Source organism: Burkholderia sp. NFPP32, assembly GCF_900119325.1.
Lineage (GTDB): Bacteria > Pseudomonadota > Gammaproteobacteria > Burkholderiales > Burkholderiaceae > Burkholderia > Burkholderia pyrrocinia_C.
The window spans coordinates 21,923-39,608 of sequence record NZ_FPJP01000036.1; the positions used below are offsets into that span (position 1 = coordinate 21,923).

At 65.5% G+C, this 17,686-nt stretch carries 15 protein-coding genes and 1 pseudogene; 13 read left to right on the top strand and 3 right to left on the bottom strand.

The window, feature by feature from the left end:
- The first annotated feature begins 77 nt into the window (after window positions 1-77).
- The 5 genes from BT264_RS34915 (at window position 78) to BT264_RS34940 (ending at window position 5,690) form a co-directional block, all read left to right on the top strand.
- The gene (locus BT264_RS34915; RefSeq protein ID WP_072445142.1) at window positions 78-794 is read left to right on the top strand and encodes a FadR/GntR family transcriptional regulator; all 717 of its coding nucleotides are present in this window, start codon (window positions 78-80) and stop codon (window positions 792-794) included.
- Between the two features lie 245 nt (window positions 795-1,039).
- Window positions 1,040-2,665, top strand: coding sequence for a phospholipase D family protein (locus BT264_RS34920; RefSeq protein WP_072445141.1), 1,626 nt, complete (start codon window positions 1,040-1,042; stop codon window positions 2,663-2,665).
- 250 nt (window positions 2,666-2,915) lie between these two features.
- Window positions 2,916-3,689 carry a class II aldolase/adducin family protein gene (locus BT264_RS34925; protein WP_072445140.1) on the top strand — a complete coding sequence of 258 codons (774 nt, stop codon included), beginning with the start codon at window positions 2,916-2,918 and terminating at the stop codon, window positions 3,687-3,689.
- Window positions 3,690-4,203: 514 nt separating this feature from the next.
- On the top strand, window positions 4,204-4,638 hold the full coding sequence (locus BT264_RS34935) for a CHRD domain-containing protein (RefSeq protein WP_072445138.1): 435 nt from the start codon (window positions 4,204-4,206) through the stop codon (window positions 4,636-4,638).
- Between the two features lie 89 nt (window positions 4,639-4,727).
- Window positions 4,728-5,690 carry an alpha/beta hydrolase gene (locus BT264_RS34940; protein ID WP_072445137.1) on the top strand — a complete coding sequence of 321 codons (963 nt, stop codon included), beginning with the start codon at window positions 4,728-4,730 and terminating at the stop codon, window positions 5,688-5,690.
- Here the strand turns inward: BT264_RS34940 and BT264_RS34945 are convergent.
- Window positions 5,660-6,502 carry an EcsC family protein gene (locus tag BT264_RS34945; RefSeq protein WP_072445136.1) on the bottom strand — a complete coding sequence of 281 codons (843 nt, stop codon included), beginning with the start codon at window positions 6,500-6,502 and terminating at the stop codon, window positions 5,660-5,662. The two genes, BT264_RS34940 and BT264_RS34945, sit on opposite strands and share 31 nt — an antisense overlap.
- Before the next feature lie 108 nt (window positions 6,503-6,610).
- Here BT264_RS34945 and BT264_RS34950 point away from each other — a divergent pair, with 108 nt between their 5' ends.
- Both BT264_RS34950 and BT264_RS34955 read left to right on the top strand, forming a co-directional pair.
- Entirely contained in the window at window positions 6,611-8,206 is a 1,596-nt protein-coding gene (locus BT264_RS34950) for an MDR family MFS transporter (RefSeq protein ID WP_072445135.1), read from the top strand.
- A gap of 34 nt (window positions 8,207-8,240) precedes the next feature.
- Window positions 8,241-8,687 (top strand): MarR family winged helix-turn-helix transcriptional regulator, encoded by a 447-nt coding sequence (locus BT264_RS34955; RefSeq protein WP_072445134.1) that lies wholly within the window; start codon window positions 8,241-8,243, stop codon window positions 8,685-8,687.
- A 118-nt stretch (window positions 8,688-8,805) separates the two neighbouring features.
- On the opposite strand, the gene BT264_RS34960 is transcribed toward BT264_RS34955, so the two are convergent.
- Complete coding sequence (locus BT264_RS34960; protein WP_034179017.1) at window positions 8,806-9,387, bottom strand: DJ-1/PfpI family protein; 582 nt, start codon at window positions 9,385-9,387, stop codon at window positions 8,806-8,808.
- A 167-nt stretch (window positions 9,388-9,554) separates the two neighbouring features.
- Complete coding sequence (locus BT264_RS34965) at window positions 9,555-10,835, bottom strand: amino acid deaminase (RefSeq protein WP_072445133.1); 1,281 nt, start codon at window positions 10,833-10,835, stop codon at window positions 9,555-9,557.
- Between the two features lie 119 nt (window positions 10,836-10,954).
- Between BT264_RS34965 and BT264_RS34970 the strand changes: the two genes are divergently transcribed.
- From BT264_RS34970 to BT264_RS34990, 6 genes and pseudogenes are all read left to right on the top strand, one after another.
- Window positions 10,955-11,893, top strand: coding sequence for a MurR/RpiR family transcriptional regulator (locus BT264_RS34970; protein ID WP_072445132.1), 939 nt, complete (start codon window positions 10,955-10,957; stop codon window positions 11,891-11,893).
- A gap of 2 nt (window positions 11,894-11,895) precedes the next feature.
- Window positions 11,896-13,377, top strand: coding sequence for an N-acyl-D-amino-acid deacylase family protein (locus BT264_RS34975; RefSeq protein ID WP_072445131.1), 1,482 nt, complete (start codon window positions 11,896-11,898; stop codon window positions 13,375-13,377).
- Window positions 13,378-13,508: 131 nt separating this feature from the next.
- Window positions 13,509-13,895 (top strand): RidA family protein, encoded by a 387-nt coding sequence (locus tag BT264_RS34980; RefSeq protein WP_006751946.1) that lies wholly within the window; start codon window positions 13,509-13,511, stop codon window positions 13,893-13,895.
- A 293-nt stretch (window positions 13,896-14,188) separates the two neighbouring features.
- Entirely contained in the window at window positions 14,189-16,807 is a 2,619-nt protein-coding gene (locus BT264_RS34985; protein ID WP_177318444.1) for a glycoside hydrolase family 19 protein, read from the top strand.
- Complete coding sequence (locus tag BT264_RS38795; protein ID WP_143155812.1) at window positions 16,804-17,331, top strand: hypothetical protein; 528 nt, start codon at window positions 16,804-16,806, stop codon at window positions 17,329-17,331. Before BT264_RS34985 ends, BT264_RS38795 begins: the two co-directional genes overlap by 4 nt.
- 121 nt (window positions 17,332-17,452) lie before the next feature.
- A pseudogene (locus BT264_RS34990) lies at window positions 17,453-17,686 on the top strand (IS5/IS1182 family transposase); the annotation flags it as partial.

Below are 17,686 nucleotides of genomic sequence, written 5' to 3' on the forward strand. Positions count from 1 at the left end.
ATAATTCCCGCGACGGCGCCGCAGCTCAAATTGGTTGGGCCAATCGGCGCGACGGGCATTCCGGGGGAGACGAGACGATGGCAGCGATGACGGCACGGGGCCGGACCGAAGTGGTGATGCGCAAGATCGAGACGGCGCTGCTCGACGGCACCTGGCCGGCCGGCGCGCGCCTGCCGGCCGAGCGCGTGCTCGCGCAGCAGTACGGCGTCGCGCGCAACACGGTGCGCGAGGCGACCCAGCGGCTCGTCGCGCGCGGGCTGCTGCAGAGCCGGCGCGGCGCGGGCGTCTATGTGACGGACCAGTTGCGCGCGGGCATCGCGTCGCCGTGGGGCCAGCTGGTCGCCGATCATCCGGCGCTGCGCGACGACATCCTCGAATTCCGCCGTGTGCTCGAAGGCGCGACCGCGTATTTCGCCGCGCTGCGGGCCGATGCGAACGACCGGCGCCGGATCCGCACGCTGCTGCGCGAACTCGAAACCGCGCATGCGAACAACGACGCGGCCGTCGAAGCCGCGACCGACGCGAAGCTGCACGAGGCGATCGCGCTTGCGTCGCACAACACAATGTTCCTGCACCTGCATACGAGCGTGATCGGGATGCTGCGCGAGCACATCTCGATCAACGTGGCGGGCATGACGACGGACGACGAGCAGGCGTCCGAGCTGCTGTTGCTGCAGCACCGTGTCGTGTGCGACGCGATCTGCGCGCATCGGCCCGAAGAGGCGCGCACCGCGATGCAGACGCATATCGACTACGTGCGCAGCCATTTCGAGCGCAGCGGCGACGGGGCATGAGATTGGTCGGACCGTTTCGGTGCACGGGCCGCCCGACGGGCGGATCCGGGGCGGTCGGACCTCGACGCCAGGCACGCGGGCGTTCGCGGGCCGCCCACGTCGCCCGCTGCCGCAGCGGGGTGCCGCTTGCGCCACCCGCGCGATTGACCGGTTCATCGGGCGCCCACTAAAATCGGCTGGAACCGCCCGCCAGCCTCGCGCCGCGGCGAATGCGGACCCTTGTTCCGCCAGTCGAGGAAGCTTCCGTGCTCACGTCCTTCATCCGGCGCGCGCAGGCCGCGCTGTCGTGGCGCGCCGCATGCGGCTCGGCCCGTGCGCTGGCCGTCTGCGTGCTGCTGTCGCTCGTCGCCGCGTGCGCGACGCATCCGCCCGCCACCACGCTCGATCGCCCGGTTTCCCATGCATTGCCGTCCGATACCGCGACGCCGCTGCGCGACGCGCTGGCCGCGCCCGAGGCCGCGCATCCGGGCCAGTCGGGTTTTCGGCTGCTGGCGGACGGCGCCGAGGCGTTGCAGATGCGCATCGCGCTCGCGCGCGCCGCGACGAAGACGCTCGACATGCAGTACTACATCGCAACCGAGGACACGACGGGCAAGCTGCTGCTCGCCGCGGCGCTGTACGCCGCCGATCGCGGCGTGCGTGTGCGGATGCTGGTCGACGACCTGAACTTCCGTGACATCGACCGCATCATGGCCGCGCTGAACACGCACCCGAACATCGAGATCCGCGTGTTCAACCCGTTCGGCGCGTCGCAGCAGGGCATGGTCGAGCGCACGACCAATTTCTTCACGAGTATCGACAGCTTCACGCGCCGGATGCACAACAAGGCGATGATCGCGGACAACCGGATTGCGATCGTCGGCGGCCGCAATCTCGGCGACGAATACTTCAGCGCGAGCCCGACGCTGCAGTTCCGCGATCTCGACGTGCTCGCCGCCGGCCCCGTGACGACCGACATCTCGGCGAGCTTCGACACCTACTGGGCGAGCGCGAGCAGCTATCCGCTGCGCGTGCTGAATCACCAGTCGTTCGATCCGAAGGATCTCGACGCGATGCGCGACGAGTTGCGCGCCCACTGGCGCCAGAACGCCGATCCGTACAACGCGAAGCCGCTGAACGCGACGCCGCTTGCGCAGCAGATCGCGCGCGACGAGCTCGCGCTCGTGTGGGCGCAGGCCGAGTTCAAGGCCGACGCGCCCGACAAGGTCGCGCAGCCGACCGACGCATACGTGAGCCCGCCGATGCGGCGCCTCGTCGAACTGACGCGCGGCGCGCAGCAGGAATTCCTCGCGTTCTCGCCGTATTTCGTGCCGCACGACGCGGGCGTGAAGATTCTCGGCGACACGACCGCGCGCGGCGTGCGCGTCGCGATCCTGACGAATTCGCTCGCCGCGACCGACGCGGTTGCGGTGCAGGCCGGCTACGGGCCATACCGCGTGCCGCTGCTGCGGCACGGCGTCGAGTTGTACGAGTTCAAGGCGCAGCCCGGCCGGCAGCGCCCGCGCCTGTTCGGGTCGCGCTCGCGCGCGAGCCTGCACGCGAAGGCGTACGTGATCGACCGGAAGATCCTCGTGATCGGCTCGATGAATCTCGATCCGCGTTCCGCGCACCTGAATACCGAACTGGCGCTCGTGATCCACAGTCCGGCGCTCGCGCAGCAGGTCGCGACGATCTTCGCGCGCGTGACGCAGCCGGACGAAAGCTATCGCGTGAGCCTCGCGACGCCGGCGGGCGGCGGCGCGCCCGAACTCGAGTGGACGGGCACGGACGACGGCCGGCCGACCACTTATCACGTCGATCCGCACGCGGGGCTGCTGCGCAACCTGATGACCGGCATCTTCACGCTGCTGCCGGTCGACGACCAGTTGTAAGGGCCGGAACGGCTCAGGCCAAACCCGCGATACCGGTGCGCGGGGAAAGGTGATATGGTTGTGTGCGCAACGATGTGCGTATCGTGAAGACGTCGCCGGACGGCTCTCGCAATGCGGGCCGGGGCGGTGACCGAACGACGCGCCGCATGAGCCGCATGAGCCGCATGAGCCGCGTGCGGCGCCAGGAGACGATGGACGATGCGCGCAGCCGCCCGCGCGGACGCGCACGCCCGCAACCGGAGTGCCCCCCATGCAACGTGTACCGAACCAGCCGTTTACGCGTCCCGCCCGCTTCTCCGAAGCCGAATGGCAGGCGCGCGTGCAGCTCGCGGCGGCCTACCGCATCTTCGATCATCTCGGCTGGACCGAGCTGATCTACAACCATATCTCGCTGCGCGTGCCGGGCGAGGACGGGCATTTCCTGATCAACCCGTTCGGGCTCCATTACCGCGAGGTGTGTGCGTCGAACCTTGTAAAGATCGACATCGACGGCAACGTGATCGGCCATTCCGACTGGCCGATCAATCCGGCCGGCTTCACGTTCCACAGCGCGATCCATGCGGCGCTGCCCGACGCGCACTGCGTGATGCACGTGCACACGACGCCCACGATGGCCGTGTGCTGTTCGCGCGACGGGCTGTCGTTCTCGAATTTCTATTCGGCGCAGTTGTACGGGAAGATCGCGTATCACGACTTCGAGGGCATCACCGTGCATCTGGAGGAGGGGCGGCGCATCGTCGAGAGCGCCGGCGGGCGGCCGGTGCTGCTGCTGCGCAACCACGGACCGGTGACGATCGGCGCGACGCTCGCGCAGACGTTCTCGCTGATGTGGCTGCTCAACCGCGCATGCGAGGTGCAGGTTGCCACGCACGCGATCGGCGACGCGCTGCCGATCGTGCCGCCCGTGCTCGAAGCGTGCGTGCGCGATTCGCTGAATTTCGACCCGAAGCATGGCGCGGGGCAGGATGCGTTCGACGCGCTGCAGCGCATCGTCGATCGCATCGATCCCGGCTATCGCGCGTGACGCGGGGCGGCCGCGGGGCCGCTAGAAGCGGTAGCCGAGGCCGGCCTGGTGCGCGTCTTCGCGCCGCACGACAGGATGGGCAGCGCGATATTCGATGCGAAGGAGAAGCGGCGGAAATTGCTTCGTCATGCTTGTCATATGACGAATTCGGATTCACGTTGCGATGCCGGCATGTCACATCGCCAGGCCGCGCGGCGCATGCAAAAAAAACGCGGCCGGGTGGCCGCGTGAATACTCGCAGACTCCTTCGGACGAAGGAAACAAGCAACTGTGAGACGAAGTGTAGCGAAAGGCCGCGCGCGGATTCAGGCGTCAGGCTGCAAAGGTCTCTTCCAGGTTGACGCAGACTGACGCGATGCGTCGCGCGAGACGACCTGCCGTGCGCGGCGCGCCGATGGGCGTGCGGCGATTCGCGGCACGGCCGTTCGGAGGACTCCCGGATCGGCGGCGATCGACTACCATCATGTGTAACGCTCCCGTTCGGGCGGCGTAAAACGTCGTGCAAGGAGAGTCCATGCTCAAGCTGCGTTTGTTCCAGGTCGCGTTACTCGCGGGCGTGCTGGCCGCCGGCAGCGCCGCTGCCGAAACGGTACGCCTGTCCGCCAGTCTTCAGCCGTCGAGCGAAGTGCCGCCGACGGCGACGAAGGGCTCGGGCGCCGTCGACGCCACCTACGACACGGCCAGCCGCACGCTGCAATGGATGGTGACTTACGAACACCTCACCGGCCCGGCGACGGCCGCGCACTTCCATGGGCCCGCGCCGGTCGGCCAGAACGCCGGCGTGCAGGTGCCGATTCCGAAGGACGAGCTCGCGAGCCCGATCAAGGGCTCGAAGGTGCTGACCGACGCGCAGGTCACCGACCTGATGGGCGGCAAGTGGTATTTCAACGTCCATACGAAGGAGCACCCGTCCGGGGAGATCCGCGGCCAGCTGATGCCGGCGAACTGAGCGCCGGCGTTTGATGTAGAGGCTCCGTTCGAACGGCGCCGGAACGATCGCACGTACCATCGTCACACTGTGATTACGGAGTGCGTCCGATGAGTTGGCAAAGCAAGTTCGCCTGCTGGCTGCTGCGCTGGCAGTTCCGTCCCGAGACCACGCGCGAGGTGCTCGATCCCGCCCGCGCACGGCGCTTTACCGACCTGCGGATGGTCGTGCCGCGCCGTGCGCCGTCGGGCTACCGGCTGCGCGAATGTCATGGCGCGGGCGACGCGCCGCTGCGCGGCGAATGGCTCGAACGCACCGACACGGGCGCGGGTCGCGCGCCCGGCCGCACGCTGCTGTACTTTCACGGCGGCGGCTATTACTTCTGTTCGACGAAGACCCACCGGCCGCTCGTGTTCGGCCTGACGAAGCGCGCGGGCGTGCGCTCGTTCTCGCTCGACTACCGGCTTGCACCCGAAGACCGCTTCCCGGCCGCGCTCGACGATGCGCTGGCCGCGTACCGGCAACTGCTGGCGCTCGGCACGCCGCCCGAGTCGATCGTGCTCGGCGGCGATTCGGCCGGCGGCGGCCTCGCGCTCGCGACGCTCGTCGCGTTGCGCGATCGCGGCGAGCCGTTGCCGGCCGGCGCGATCCTGTTCTCGCCGTGGACCGACCTGGCCGGCACGGGCGATACGATGCGCACCAACGACGGCGCCGATCCGATGTTCGCCGGCGCCGCGCTGCCGAAGGCCGCGAAGCTGTACCTCGGCGACGCGCTGGCGACGCATCCATACGCATCGCCGCTCTATGCGGATTTCGCGGGCCTGCCGCCGCTGTATATCCAGGTCGGCAGCACCGAGGTGCTGCTGGACGATTCGCGCCGTGTCGCGGAGAAGGCGAAGGCGGCCGGCGTGCCGGTCGAGATCGAGGTGTGGCCGGACATGCCGCACGTGTGGCAGCTTTACGCACCGATGGTGCCGGAAGCGCGCGATGCGCTCGACCGCGCGGCCGCGTTCCTGCGCCGCGTCGCGGTCGAACGCGCGGTTCAGCGCGTCGGCGAGGCGTCGATCGTCTGATACGCGGCCTGGATGGCCGCCGGGCCGTACTTGCGCTCGAGGCGGCGCACGGTGAAGTGGCCGTGCGCCATCTGCTGGAAGTGGTCGATGAACAGCGTGTTGACGGTCGCGCCGAGCACGGCGCCGATCGCCGGGATCGACTTCGCGGCCATCTGCTCGGTCACCTGCACCGAGAACCGCGATGCCACCGTCTGGACCAGCTTGAACACCGCCGCCGAGCTGTGCGCGGCGATGCCTTTCGTCGTGATGTCCGACGACGCCTTCGAGATCGCCTGCGCGAGTGCGCCGCGCAGCACGAAATAGCCGAGATCGGCGTCCTCTTCCTGCTTGTCCGGGTTGCCGCCCATGCCGAGCACGGCCAGGCATTGCAACTGCGACTCCACCGACGCGAGATCCTCGCCCTCGCTGCGCGCGATGTCGCACACCGAGCGGAAGATCAGCGTGGTCGTCACCGGCAGTTCGACCGGCAGCGCGAGAAAGCCGAACGCGCCGCCCGCCGCGCCGGTTGTCGCGACCGCGAGCTTGTGCAGCAGGTTGCTGGGTTTCTCGGGCTCGGCGTCCGGCGCCTGCGGCTTGCCGAGCGTGCGCAGCGCGATGTTCAGGCACTTGCGCAGCGCGAGCTGCGTCGCATCGTTGATCTTGCCGGTCGCGAAATCAGGCAGCCGCGCGATCATCTTCTCGACCGGCGCGCCGAGCACGCCCGTCAGCTTCATCGTCAGCGACGGGCTTTCCAGCACCTGCTTCGCGCGCCGCAGCGCGTCCCGGTCCTCCGGCGACAGCGTCGTCGCTGGGGTGATTGAAATCGGTTCCATCTTTCTCCTTGGTGGCCGGGGGGCGGTTTGACCGCCGCCGGCCTAGATTACTCCGACATGCTAGAATTTTGAGATTGTTTGACTCGTCAAAAGTTGCATCAACAAAAAATGGCCGTCCATACTGCCGCCCACCATTCGAGCGGGCAAGTCCTGCCGTTCCGCGAATCGCTGCTGGCGATGATCGGGATCTCGTTCGTCACCATGCTCGTCGCGCTCGACCAGACCGTCGTCGGCACCGCGCTGCCGACCATCGTCGCCGAGTTGAGGGGCTTCGACCTGTACGCGTGGGTCGCGACCTCGTACCTGCTCAGTTCCGTGATCACGGTGCCGATCTTCGGCCGCCTCGGCGACTACTACGGCCGCAAGCCGTTCGTGATCGTGTCGATCGTCGTGTTCACCGGTGCGTCCGTGCTGTGCGGGATGGCCAACGACATGCTGACCCTCGTGCTCGCGCGCGGGCTGCAGGGGATCGGCGGCGGGATGCTGGTCGGCACCGCGTTCGCGTGCATTCCCGACCTGTTCCCCGATTCGGTCGTGCGGCTGCGCTGGCAGGTGCTGATGAGCTCGGCCTTCGGGATCGCGAACGCGGTCGGCCCGTCGCTCGGCGGCGTGCTGACCCAGTCGTTCGGCTGGCGCTCGGTGTTCTACGTGAACCTGCCGGTCGGTCTGCTGTCGCTGCTGTTCGTGTGGCGCTACCTGCCGCACCTGCGCCACGTCGAGCACGATCGCAAGATGCGGCTCGACTGGCCGGGCGCGCTGCTGATCGCGCTGTCGCTCGGCGCGCTGCAGCTGTTCGTCGAATGGCTGCCGAAGTACGGCGTCGCGAGCTGGGCGTCGCTGCTGCTCGTCGTCGCGGTCGCGGCGGGCGTCGGCCTGTGGCACTGGGAGAAGCGCTGCGCGCAGCCGATTCTGCCGTTCGACATGTTCGGCAACCGCGCGCTGTCGGCGCTGTTCGTGCTCGCGATCCTCGCCGGCTTCTCGATGTTCTCGCTGCTGTTCTACGCGCCGTTGCTGTTCCAGGGCGGCTTCGGGATGTCGCCGAAGGAGGCCGGGCTCGTGATCACGCCGCTCGTCGTGTTCATCACGATCGGCAGCATCATGAACGGCCGCGTCGTCACGCGCATCCGCAATCCGAACGCGATGCTGCACGTCGGCTTCGTGCTGTTCGCGATCGCATGCGCGGGCATCGTCGTGTCGACGCACACGACGCCGACCTGGATGCTGATGGCGCTGATGGTCGCGGGCGGCATCGGGCTCGGCTTCGTGCTGCCGAACCTCACGGTATTCGCGCAGCAGGCGGCCGGCCGCGAGCATCTCGGCATCGCGACGGCGCTGCTGCAGTCGCTGCGGATGGTCGGCGGGATGATCGGCACCGCGCTGACGGGCACGCTCGTCAACCAGATGTATTCTGGCGGCGTGCGCAATGCACTCGCGGCCGACCATGCGATGCAGTGGCATGCGCAGCTCGCCGATCCGCAGATCCTGATCGACCGGGCGGCGCAGGGCGGTCTCGTCGCGGAGCTGACGCGCGCCGGGCATAATGGCGCGCTGCTGCTGGAAGCGGCCCGCGAAGCGCTCGTCGGCGCGATTCACCTGGGCGTCGCGATGGCGGCCGTCGTCGCCGTGGTGTCGGTGTGGCAGTGCCGCCGCGTGCCGCCGATCGCGCTGCGGCGCAAGATCGAGCCGCACGTCGCGGCCGATTAACGATTCAACGATTCACCGGAAACGAAATCAGCGCATGGAAGAACAGGACCGCGTCGCGATCTTGCAGCAATTCGGACGCACGTATCGCGCGTTCATGACCGCGTTCGAAGCGCACGTCGGGCAGCCGATGCCGCGCTGGCGCGTCATGGTCGCGTTGCACACGATGGGCGGACATTCGTCGCAGAAGAAGCTCGTCGAAGTGCTGCGCATCGATCCGGGCGCGCTCACGCGCCAGTTGAAGTCGCTCGACGCGCTCGGCTGGATCGAGCGCGAGTCCGACGCACGCGACAACCGCGTGACCAACGTGACGCTGACGGACGACGGCCGCGCCGCGTTCGACGCGTGCCTGCCGCGCCGCAAGGCGTTTCTCGAACAGACGGTGGCGCAGTTGCCGGACGACGTGCTGAATGCGCTGTCGGGCGCGCTGGCGATGCTGGAATCGCGGATCGCGGACGTCGGTTCGACGCCGGTCGCGCGCTGAAGCGCGGCGCGGGCACGCGCGCACGCCGCGCCCGCGACCGCGACCGATCGCGACCGGCAAGCGGGCATGAAATCCCGCCGCCGGCCGGCGCTTCATCTCATCTCAATTCACTTCAGGTTCACAGCTCGATGCGCGTGCCCAGCAGCGCGAGGAACTGCGCGAGCCATGCCGGATGCGCGGGCCACGCGGGTGCGGTGACGAACGGCGCGTCGGTCACGGCCGCGTCGACCGGGATGTCCGCGTATTCGCCGCCCGCGAGCTTCACCTCGGGCGCGCAGGCCGGGTAGGCCGAGATGCGCTTGCCGCGGATCACGTCGGCGGCCGCGAGCAGTTGCGCGGCGTGGCAGATCGCGGCGATCGGCTTGCCGGCCGCAGCGAACTCGCGCACGAGCGAAATCACCTTCGGGTCGAGTCGCAGATATTCGGGCGCACGGCCGCCCGCGATTGCGAGCGCGTCGTAGCGCGATGCGTCGACGTCGTCGAACGCCGCGTTCAGCGTGAACTGGTGGCCGGGCTTTTCGGTATAGGTCTGGTCGCCCTCGAAATCGTGGATCGCGGTCTTGATCTTGTCGCCCGCGCGCTTGCCCGGGCAGACTGCGTCGACGTGATGGCCGACGGCCTGCAGCGCCTGGAACGGCACCATCGTTTCGTAGTCTTCGGCGAAATCGCCGGTCAGGAACAGGATCTTCTTCGCGGCCATGGCTTTCTCCAGTGAAGCAGCGTTGAGGGCCCGTTCGCGCCGCGTGCGGCAGACCGACGCAACGGCCGCGAGGAGCCCCGAGGACGAAAGCGCAGTGTACTCCGGCAGATTGAAGCGCGCGTGACGGCCGCCCCGCGCGAGCGGCGGGGCGGCGCGCGCAACGTGCGTCAGAAGAACGTTTCGACCACTTCCGTCACGCGGAACTGCGGATCGAGCACGAGCACCTGGCGCCACTTGTCGAACGTCAGGCACGGGTGCGAGATGTCGAACGCGACCATGTCGCCGACCTTCACGTCGGCGCCCGGCGGGATCTGCAGGTACGCGTGCTGGTCCATCATCCCGGTGACGGCCCAGCCTTCGGTGGCGGCGACGTCGCGCGGCGCGGTGTCGCGGCCCGGGCGGAAGTGGCGCGCCGGCTCGGGCAGGCCCGCGTCGAACGCCGCGTCGCGCTTGCCGAGCGCGACGATCGCGCGATTCTGCTCCGGCACCGACTGCACGTACGCCCACAGCTGCAGCGCGGGCAGCAGCCCTTCGCCCATCGTGCGTGCGATCGGGTTGCGCGCGAACACGTCGGTCTGCGCCTTCTTGTAGATGCCGACATCGTGCGTCAGGTAGCAGCCCGGACGCAGCACGACTTCCGCGAAGCCTGCGTCGGACGCCTTCGCGAATTCTTCCGCGACCACGTCGTACCACGCCGAACCGGCGCCGGACAGGATCGCCGGCGTGCGCGCGAAGCGGCCGGCGTCGGCCAGCTCGCGCGTAAGCGCGACCGCGTCCTGCAGGAACGCGCGGATCTCGCCTTCCTCCTTCAGCACGCCTTCGTAGAGTTCGATGCCGGCCAGCTTCAGCGTGTCCGGATAGCGCGCGAGCGCGGCGAGCACGGCCTCGCGCTGCGCGGCGTCGCGTACGCCCGCGCGGCCGCCCGGCACGCCGAGCTCGAGCAGCACGTTCAGCGTTTTTTTCGCGTCGCCGAAGAAGCGGCCGAGCTGGTCGACGCCCTCGGCGGAATCGACGAGACAGAAGAATTCGAAGTCGGGATCGGACAGCAGCCCGGCGATGATCGTCATGTTCTGGCGGCCGACGAGCTGGTTCGCGAGCAGCACGCGCCGCACGCCGCCGTGATACGCGGCCTGCGTCTGGTGCGCGGTCGCGAGCGTGATGCCCCACGCGCCCGCATCGAGCTGGCGGCGGAACAGTTGCGGCGCCATCGTCGTCTTGCCGTGCGGCGCGAACTTGACGCCATACCGCTGGACGAAGGCCTGCATCCAGTTCAGGTTGTGTTCGATGCGGTCCTCGTAAAGCACGGCAGCCGGCAGGCTGACGTCTTCCGCGAGCAGGTTCCACTCGAGGCGGCCCGCGTCGCCGAGCGGCACGCTGGCGCTCGGCAGGTTGCCGAGGCCCTTGCCGAAAGGATCGATCGTCGCTTCCTGATAGTTTGTAACTTTCATGTCATCCCGCTCCATCATCACTATGCATTGCACTGAAGTTGACATGCCGATGGTACAGAAAGTAGCATCGGCGCGGTGATGTTATTTAGTAACATCAAGCTTCGCAACCTTTCCCGCAGATGAATACGCCCGCCACCCCGTCCGCTCCGCTCGCGGCCGAGCCCCATCCGGCTTCGGCCGCCCCGCCGGTCCTCGACATCGTCGCGAGGATCGCCGAATGCGCGCCCGAGCTGCGCGAAGCCGAGCGCAAGGTCGCCGCGTTCATCCTCGCCGATCTCGCGCGCGCCGCGCATGCGAGCATCGGCGCGCTCGCGCGCGACGCGGAGGTCAGCGCCGCGACGGTCACGCGTTTCGCGAAGGCCGTCGGCTGCCGCGACGTGCGCGAACTGAAGGTGCTCGTCGCGCAGGCGGCGGCCGTCGGCCAGCGTTTTCTGGTGCCGTCCGACGATGCCCCGGCCGCCGACGCGAGCCCCGCGTCGGTCGTCTACGACGAGATTCGCGTGGCGCTCGCGCACAACCACCAACTGCTGCGCAACACGTCGTTCGACGCGGCGGCCGACCTGCTTGCCGGCGCGAAGATGATCTATGTGTACGGGCAGGGCGGCGGCTCGACCATGCTCGCCGACGAACTGCGCTTCCGGCTCGTGCGCTTTGGCCGGCCGGTCGCGAGTTACCAGGACAGCCTGCTGCAGCGGATGGTGTCCGCGACGCTGTCGCGCGACGCAGTTGTCGTCGCGTTGTCGGTGAGTGGGCGCGTGCCCGAGCTGCTGGAGAGCTGCCGGCTCGCGAAACGCTACGGCGCGAAGCTGATCGCGATCACCGCGCCGGCTTCGCCGCTCGCGAAGCTCGCCGACCACCTGATCCCGGTCGTCGCGTTCGAAACCGATTTCATTTACAAGCCGTCGACATCGCGCTACGCGATGATGATGGCGATCGACGTGCTCGTCACCGGAGTCGCGCTGCGGCTCGGCGATGCGGGCCGAGAATCGTTGCGCCGCATCAAGCATGCGCTCGATGCGCATCGCGGCGGCGGAGACCGTCAACCGGTAGGAGACTGACCATGCATTCGCATCCCGAAGCCGCCGATACGCTGATCGTCGGCGCGCAGTTGTACGACGGCACCGGCGCACCGCCCGTCACGCGCGACGTCGCGATCCGCAACGGCGTGATCGCGGCGATCGGCAACCTGTCGAACTGGCTCGCCGAGACCGTCGTCGAGGCGAACGGCCGCGCGCTCGCGCCGGGCTTCGTCGACGTGCACACGCACGACGACACGCACGTGATCCGGGCGCCGCAGATGCTGCCGAAGATCTCGCAGGGCGTGACGACGGTGATCGTCGGCAACTGCGGGATCAGCGCGTCGCCGGTGACGCTCGCGGGCGATCCGCCCGATCCGATGAACCTGCTCGGCGAGCGCGGCGCGTTCCGGTACCCGACCTTCGCCGACTACGTCACGGCCGTGAACGAAGCGCGTCCGGCCGTGAACGTCGCGGCGCTCGTCGGCCACACGGCGCTGCGCAACAACCAGATGGACCGCCTCGACCGCGCGGCGACCGGCGGCGAGATCGCCGCGATGCGCACGCAGCTCGAGGAGGCACTCGCGAACGGCGCACTCGGCTTGTCGTCGGGCCTCGCGTACGGTTCCGCGTTCGCGGCGCCGGCCGAGGAAGTGATGGCGCTCGCCGAGCCGCTCGCGAATGCGGGCGCGCTGTACACGACGCACATGCGCACCGAGTTCGACGCGATCCTCGACGCGATGGACGAGGCGTATCGCGTCGGCCGCCATGCACAGGTGCCGGTCGTGATCTCGCACCTGAAATGCGCGGGCCCGTCGAACTGGGGGCGCAGCACCGAAGTGCTCGCGTCGCTCGAGGGCGCGCGCCGCTACCAGCCGGTCGGCTGCGACTGCTATCCGTACAGCCGCAGCTCGTCGACGCTCGACCTGAAGCAGGTGACCGGCGACATCGACATCACGATCACGTGGTCGGAGCCGCATCCGGAAGTCGCGGGCAAGCTGCTGAAGGCGATCGCGGCCGACTGGGGCGTGACCGAGCAGGAAGCCGCGCAGCGCATCCGCCCGGCGGGCGCCGTGTACCACAACATGTCCGAGGACGACGTGCGGCGGATCCTGTCGCACCCGGCGACGATGGTCGGTTCGGACGGCCTGCCGAACGATCCGCTGCCGCACCCGCGGCTGTGGGGCGCGTTTCCGCGCGTGCTCGGCCATTACGTGCGCGACACGAACCTGCTGCCGCTCGAGGAGGCGATCCGCAAGATGACGTCGCTGTCCGCGCGCCGCTACGGGATCGCGCGGCGCGGAGAGGTGCATGTGGGCTATCACGCGGATCTCGTGCTGTTCGATCCGGCGCGCGTGATCGACGCCGCGACGTTCGAGAAGCCGCAGCAGCCCGCGCACGGGATCGATGCCGTGTGGGTGAATGGCGTGCTGACCTACGAGAACGGCCAGCCGACCGGTGAGCGCGCCGGCGGCTTCGTCGCGCGCGGCGAGCGCGTGCCGGTGGGCGCCGAAGCTGCGTTCTGAGTCCGGACGCGGCGATTGTTCCGATCTTCGCGCGCGCCGCTGCCGGCGCGCGCATCCGCAACCGAGCGTTGCATGGGATCCGGGGCGGTGCTGAAGCACCTGCCCGGGTCGACAAAACAAGGAGTGAAACGATGAAGCGATATGGCGTAGGCGAAGCGAAGGGTACCGGCGGCCAGGTGATGCCGTTCGCACGTGCGGTCGAGGCCGACGGCTGGCTGTACGTGTCGGGCCAGACGCCGATGGTGAACGGCGAGGTCGTCGAAGGCGGGATCGTCACGCAGTCGAAGCAGACGATCGAGAACGTGATCGCGATCCTGAAGGAAGCCGGTTATGGGCTCGAGCACGTCGTGCGCTGCGGCGTGTGGCTCGACGACGCACGCGATTTCGCGTCGTTCAACAAGGTGTTCGTGTCGTACTTCGGCGAGCATCCGCCGGCGCGCGCGTGCGTGCAGTCGAGCATGGTCATCGACTGCAAGGTCGAGGTCGACTGCATCGCGTACAAGGCGCCGGCGAAGTAAGGCGGCTGCGCGGAGAATCGTTGTTCAACGGGGCTGGTGCATTGGCGTGTGCCGGCCCCGTTGCGTTGAGGCGGGGCTCGATTGATTTCTTGTCGTTTGCGGTTGATGCTGGAATTTTGCGGTTTGTAACAAAGCCGTTCTGAGCTGTAGGGAAGGCGCGACGCTTTCGTTTGGCGGAACAAACCGGGGTTGGGACGTTGTTCAAGAATAGCGTCGACAATTTTGGATAAACCAGATCCGGGATCGCATTGTATGGTCTTTTCACGATAAAAACCCTCTGGATAAGTCGGATCGTGACCAACAAGCCCGCACTGAACAAGGCATCGCCAACTCTCGGGGCTGCCATTGCCGGCCTGAAGCAATTGCCGTTTGCCTTTCCTTTCCTGCGCAAAGGACAAAGCAAATCCGAGACGTCTTCACGATTTACGGATGAGCATGAGATTTACCGGCTGCTTGCTGAACGTGAGCCGACCGGCACGTATCTCGTCAGCCGCAAGGGAATGTGGCACGGGGGGATTCACGTTACGGAGGCGGGTGCCGGACAGGCCCTGGATCTCGAGGCGGGATTACGCTGCATCGCCGATGGTGTGTTAATTGCGTTTCGCGCCAATAAGACCTATCCGGTCAGCGAGGTTGCAACGGCAGATGGCGGATCGCCGTACGAGGCGCCGTATAGCACGGCCTTTGCGCTGGTGCGACACACGATGGAATTCCCGCGGGACACGAAGCTGACGTTTTACAGCTTATACATGCATCTGATGTCCTGGGAAGACTACGCAAACTTCCCGAAGCGTGAAAAGCCGTCGTATTGGCCGCGGCAGTGGCTGGTGACGCAGTATGCGCAGGACAAGCAAGCGTCAGGCCGAAGCGGGCAGGCTCCCCATCCGGCGCAGCAGGGGCTGCGTATTCGCAAGACTCCGGGCGGTAGCCCCATCGCGATTCTGCCGCAAGGCGCCAACGTCGGCATCGGGAAGATCGAGACGAAGAATGGAAAGCCGTGGGGACAGTTGACGGATCTTCGTGGGACATCACTGTATCCACAGAAAGCAGGTGAATACGTCGAGCCGTCGAATGCGATCGGTAAGTGGGTCTTTCTTGGCCAGGAAAACGGTGGTCCGGTTGCCGAAGAGACGGTTGAGGACTCTCTATTTGATCGGGTTGTCGTGACGACTGGCCAGGGCGTGCCAGGTGACGCGTCCGGCATTCCAGTCAAGGCAGGAGACCTGATTGGGCACCTTGGCCGCTATGACTCGCTGAACCAATGCACGTCCGGAACCAGGCTGGCACACATCGAAGTCTTCTGCGATGACAGCATCCAGTCGTTCCTCGAACAAGGACGTGCATGGGTCAATCAACACGGTCCGAACAAGGAGGACTGGGCGGCACTGGGCCTGCCATCCGAGCCGACGATCCTGCGGATCGCGCCGGGGACGGTGCTGTATCAACGTACTCAAGACAAGACAAAATTTGTCCCTGGTGTTGACCCACAGTCGAGAAAGACGGACGCCGTTCAGGTGTATTCGCTTGCTGAACTGGCACGTGACCCGAATCGACGAGTCGCCGAGCCGCGTCCGAATCCAGATCCGGGTTTTCCGGTGAACTGGTGGCATGTTGACGGTGTGAATGCACAAGGTCAGCCGATTGACGGTTGGGTGTGCGACTTCAACCACGCGGGCGGTCGGGTGACGCGGGAATTCGCACAGAAGTGGATCGACTTCGAGTGTCTGGCGGATACCCATGATTCGGCGCATACGATCTTTGCGACAACCCAGAAGTGGGTTGACTATGCGAGCGGCGCCAATGTTGCCGACCTCGCTTCGCGTGTGAATCTCAGCCCGTTGATGCAGAAGGTATACGGCGCCCTGTTCACAAAAGGCGACGGGAAGCAAGCGGCCGACGAACTGTGCGCGCTGTCGCAGACGGAGCGTGGCGGATATCCGTGGCTAATGCAGGCGGCGTCTCGGCTGATCGTCAAGCATGAGAGCGAGTGGGCGAATCCGTCGAAATGGAAGCAACTGATCGCCGAACTGGAGAAGCAGACGGGGTCAAAGCCGCAACACGAGAAAGAGCAGGAGCGGATCGAGAAGCTTGCGTGGTGGAGTGAGGTGAAGGCCGGCGTACCGGGCTTTCCGGAGCCGGAGGTTTTTCATGTCAATCCGGTCAGCTTGATCGCGAATTTTGCATCAATGTTCCAATTCACGTTGTCAATGCTCCAGCATATATTTCCCAATGCGTCAGAAAACACGCTCCAGGAAGTTGTTGATGAGCTGAACGTGCACATCACGTTGTATAAACTGGATAATGTTTCCAGAAGAGAGCATTTCTTTGCTCAGGTAAAGCAAGAAACAGGATCAGCCTTGTTGCTACACGACGAAAGTCTAAATTATGCTGCCGAGGCTCTTACTACCGGAACGTTTTCCTATTTCTCAAAACATCCGGAAGAGGCAAGAGAATATGGAAGGACAAAAGACCATCCGGCTAACGAGGAAGCTATCGCTAACCGAGTTTACGCGGGTCGGGATGGTAACGGAGAGCCAGGAAGCGGTGACGGTTACCGTTATCGCGGTCGAGGCATGATTCAGCTGACACATCGAGGTGGGTACCAGCGCTTCACGAAATGGCATAAAGAAAATGCCGATGCGTGGCCCAAAGAGGCGGCCGTGGATTTCGAGGCCGATCCCGAAAGCGTTGGGCAGGTCAAGTATGCCGTCCGATCAGCATGTTTCTTTTGGGTTGCCCATAGTCTATATAGCCTCGCGGACCAAGGTGATGCTCAAGATGTCGTTGATTCTATCAGCAAGGTGATCAATCCAGGATTATTCAAAGGAAAGCCTAATAAGATGAAGGCGGAAAGTATTGGTGGCAGGAGGGAAAATTTCGCAGAAATCCGAAAATGGGGAGGTCTTGCATGAAAAAATATATAAGGAATGCCATCCTGCTGATAATTACAGTTGCCAATTTTTTGGTGTCGGCCAAAGCCGCTGATTTTCTTGGGGCGACAAGCCTCTGCCATCAAGGCGAGATTGAGTATTTTAGCTGTGAGTTATATGATTCCAATAAGATAGCATCTGTTTGTGCGGCTGATAACATTTCTCCTGATCACGGATATGTGCAGTATCGTTTCGGTACGCATGGCCATATTGAATATAGATTCCCTGGCAAACTTCTACCTCCTCGCGGAAAAATTTCCATTGTAGACGTTTCGAGATTGCCGGATGGTCTCGGAAGCCACCTGAAGTTCGTGAGCGAGCGTTATACCTACGTAGTTTCAAACGCGCTCGTGCCAGGGGAGGTTTACGTCGAAAAGGATGGGAAGATTGTCTTCGACAAAATTTGCAAAGGCAGCACATATAAACCATTCGATAATATGGCGCGGCGCGGATTGGAGTATGGAGTGACAGACTCGGTTGACAGGCTCGATCAACATGATAAGTAGTCGACCATGAACAATCGTGAGCGCCTTATGTGGCGTGGTTCTGAACGCCAAATGAGGTTGTGAGAATTGCAGGGTACGGGCATATTGACGCGTGAACCCTGCAAATTTCGACGAGGTGCGGATGGGTCCGAAGACGCCTGTGACGGAGGGAGATTTCTTCCGGCACCCGTTGCGTGAACAGATCAACTTGAAGCATCCACTGGTCAGTTTGGCCGATCTGATCAACTGGGATCGGTTGGGTGCATCGATGAGCGAGAGCTTCGTTTCACGCAAGGGCCGGCCGGCCACCTCGCCAAGGCTGATCGCCGGCCTGCTGTATCTCCAACACGCGTTCGACCTGTCCGACGAAGAAGTC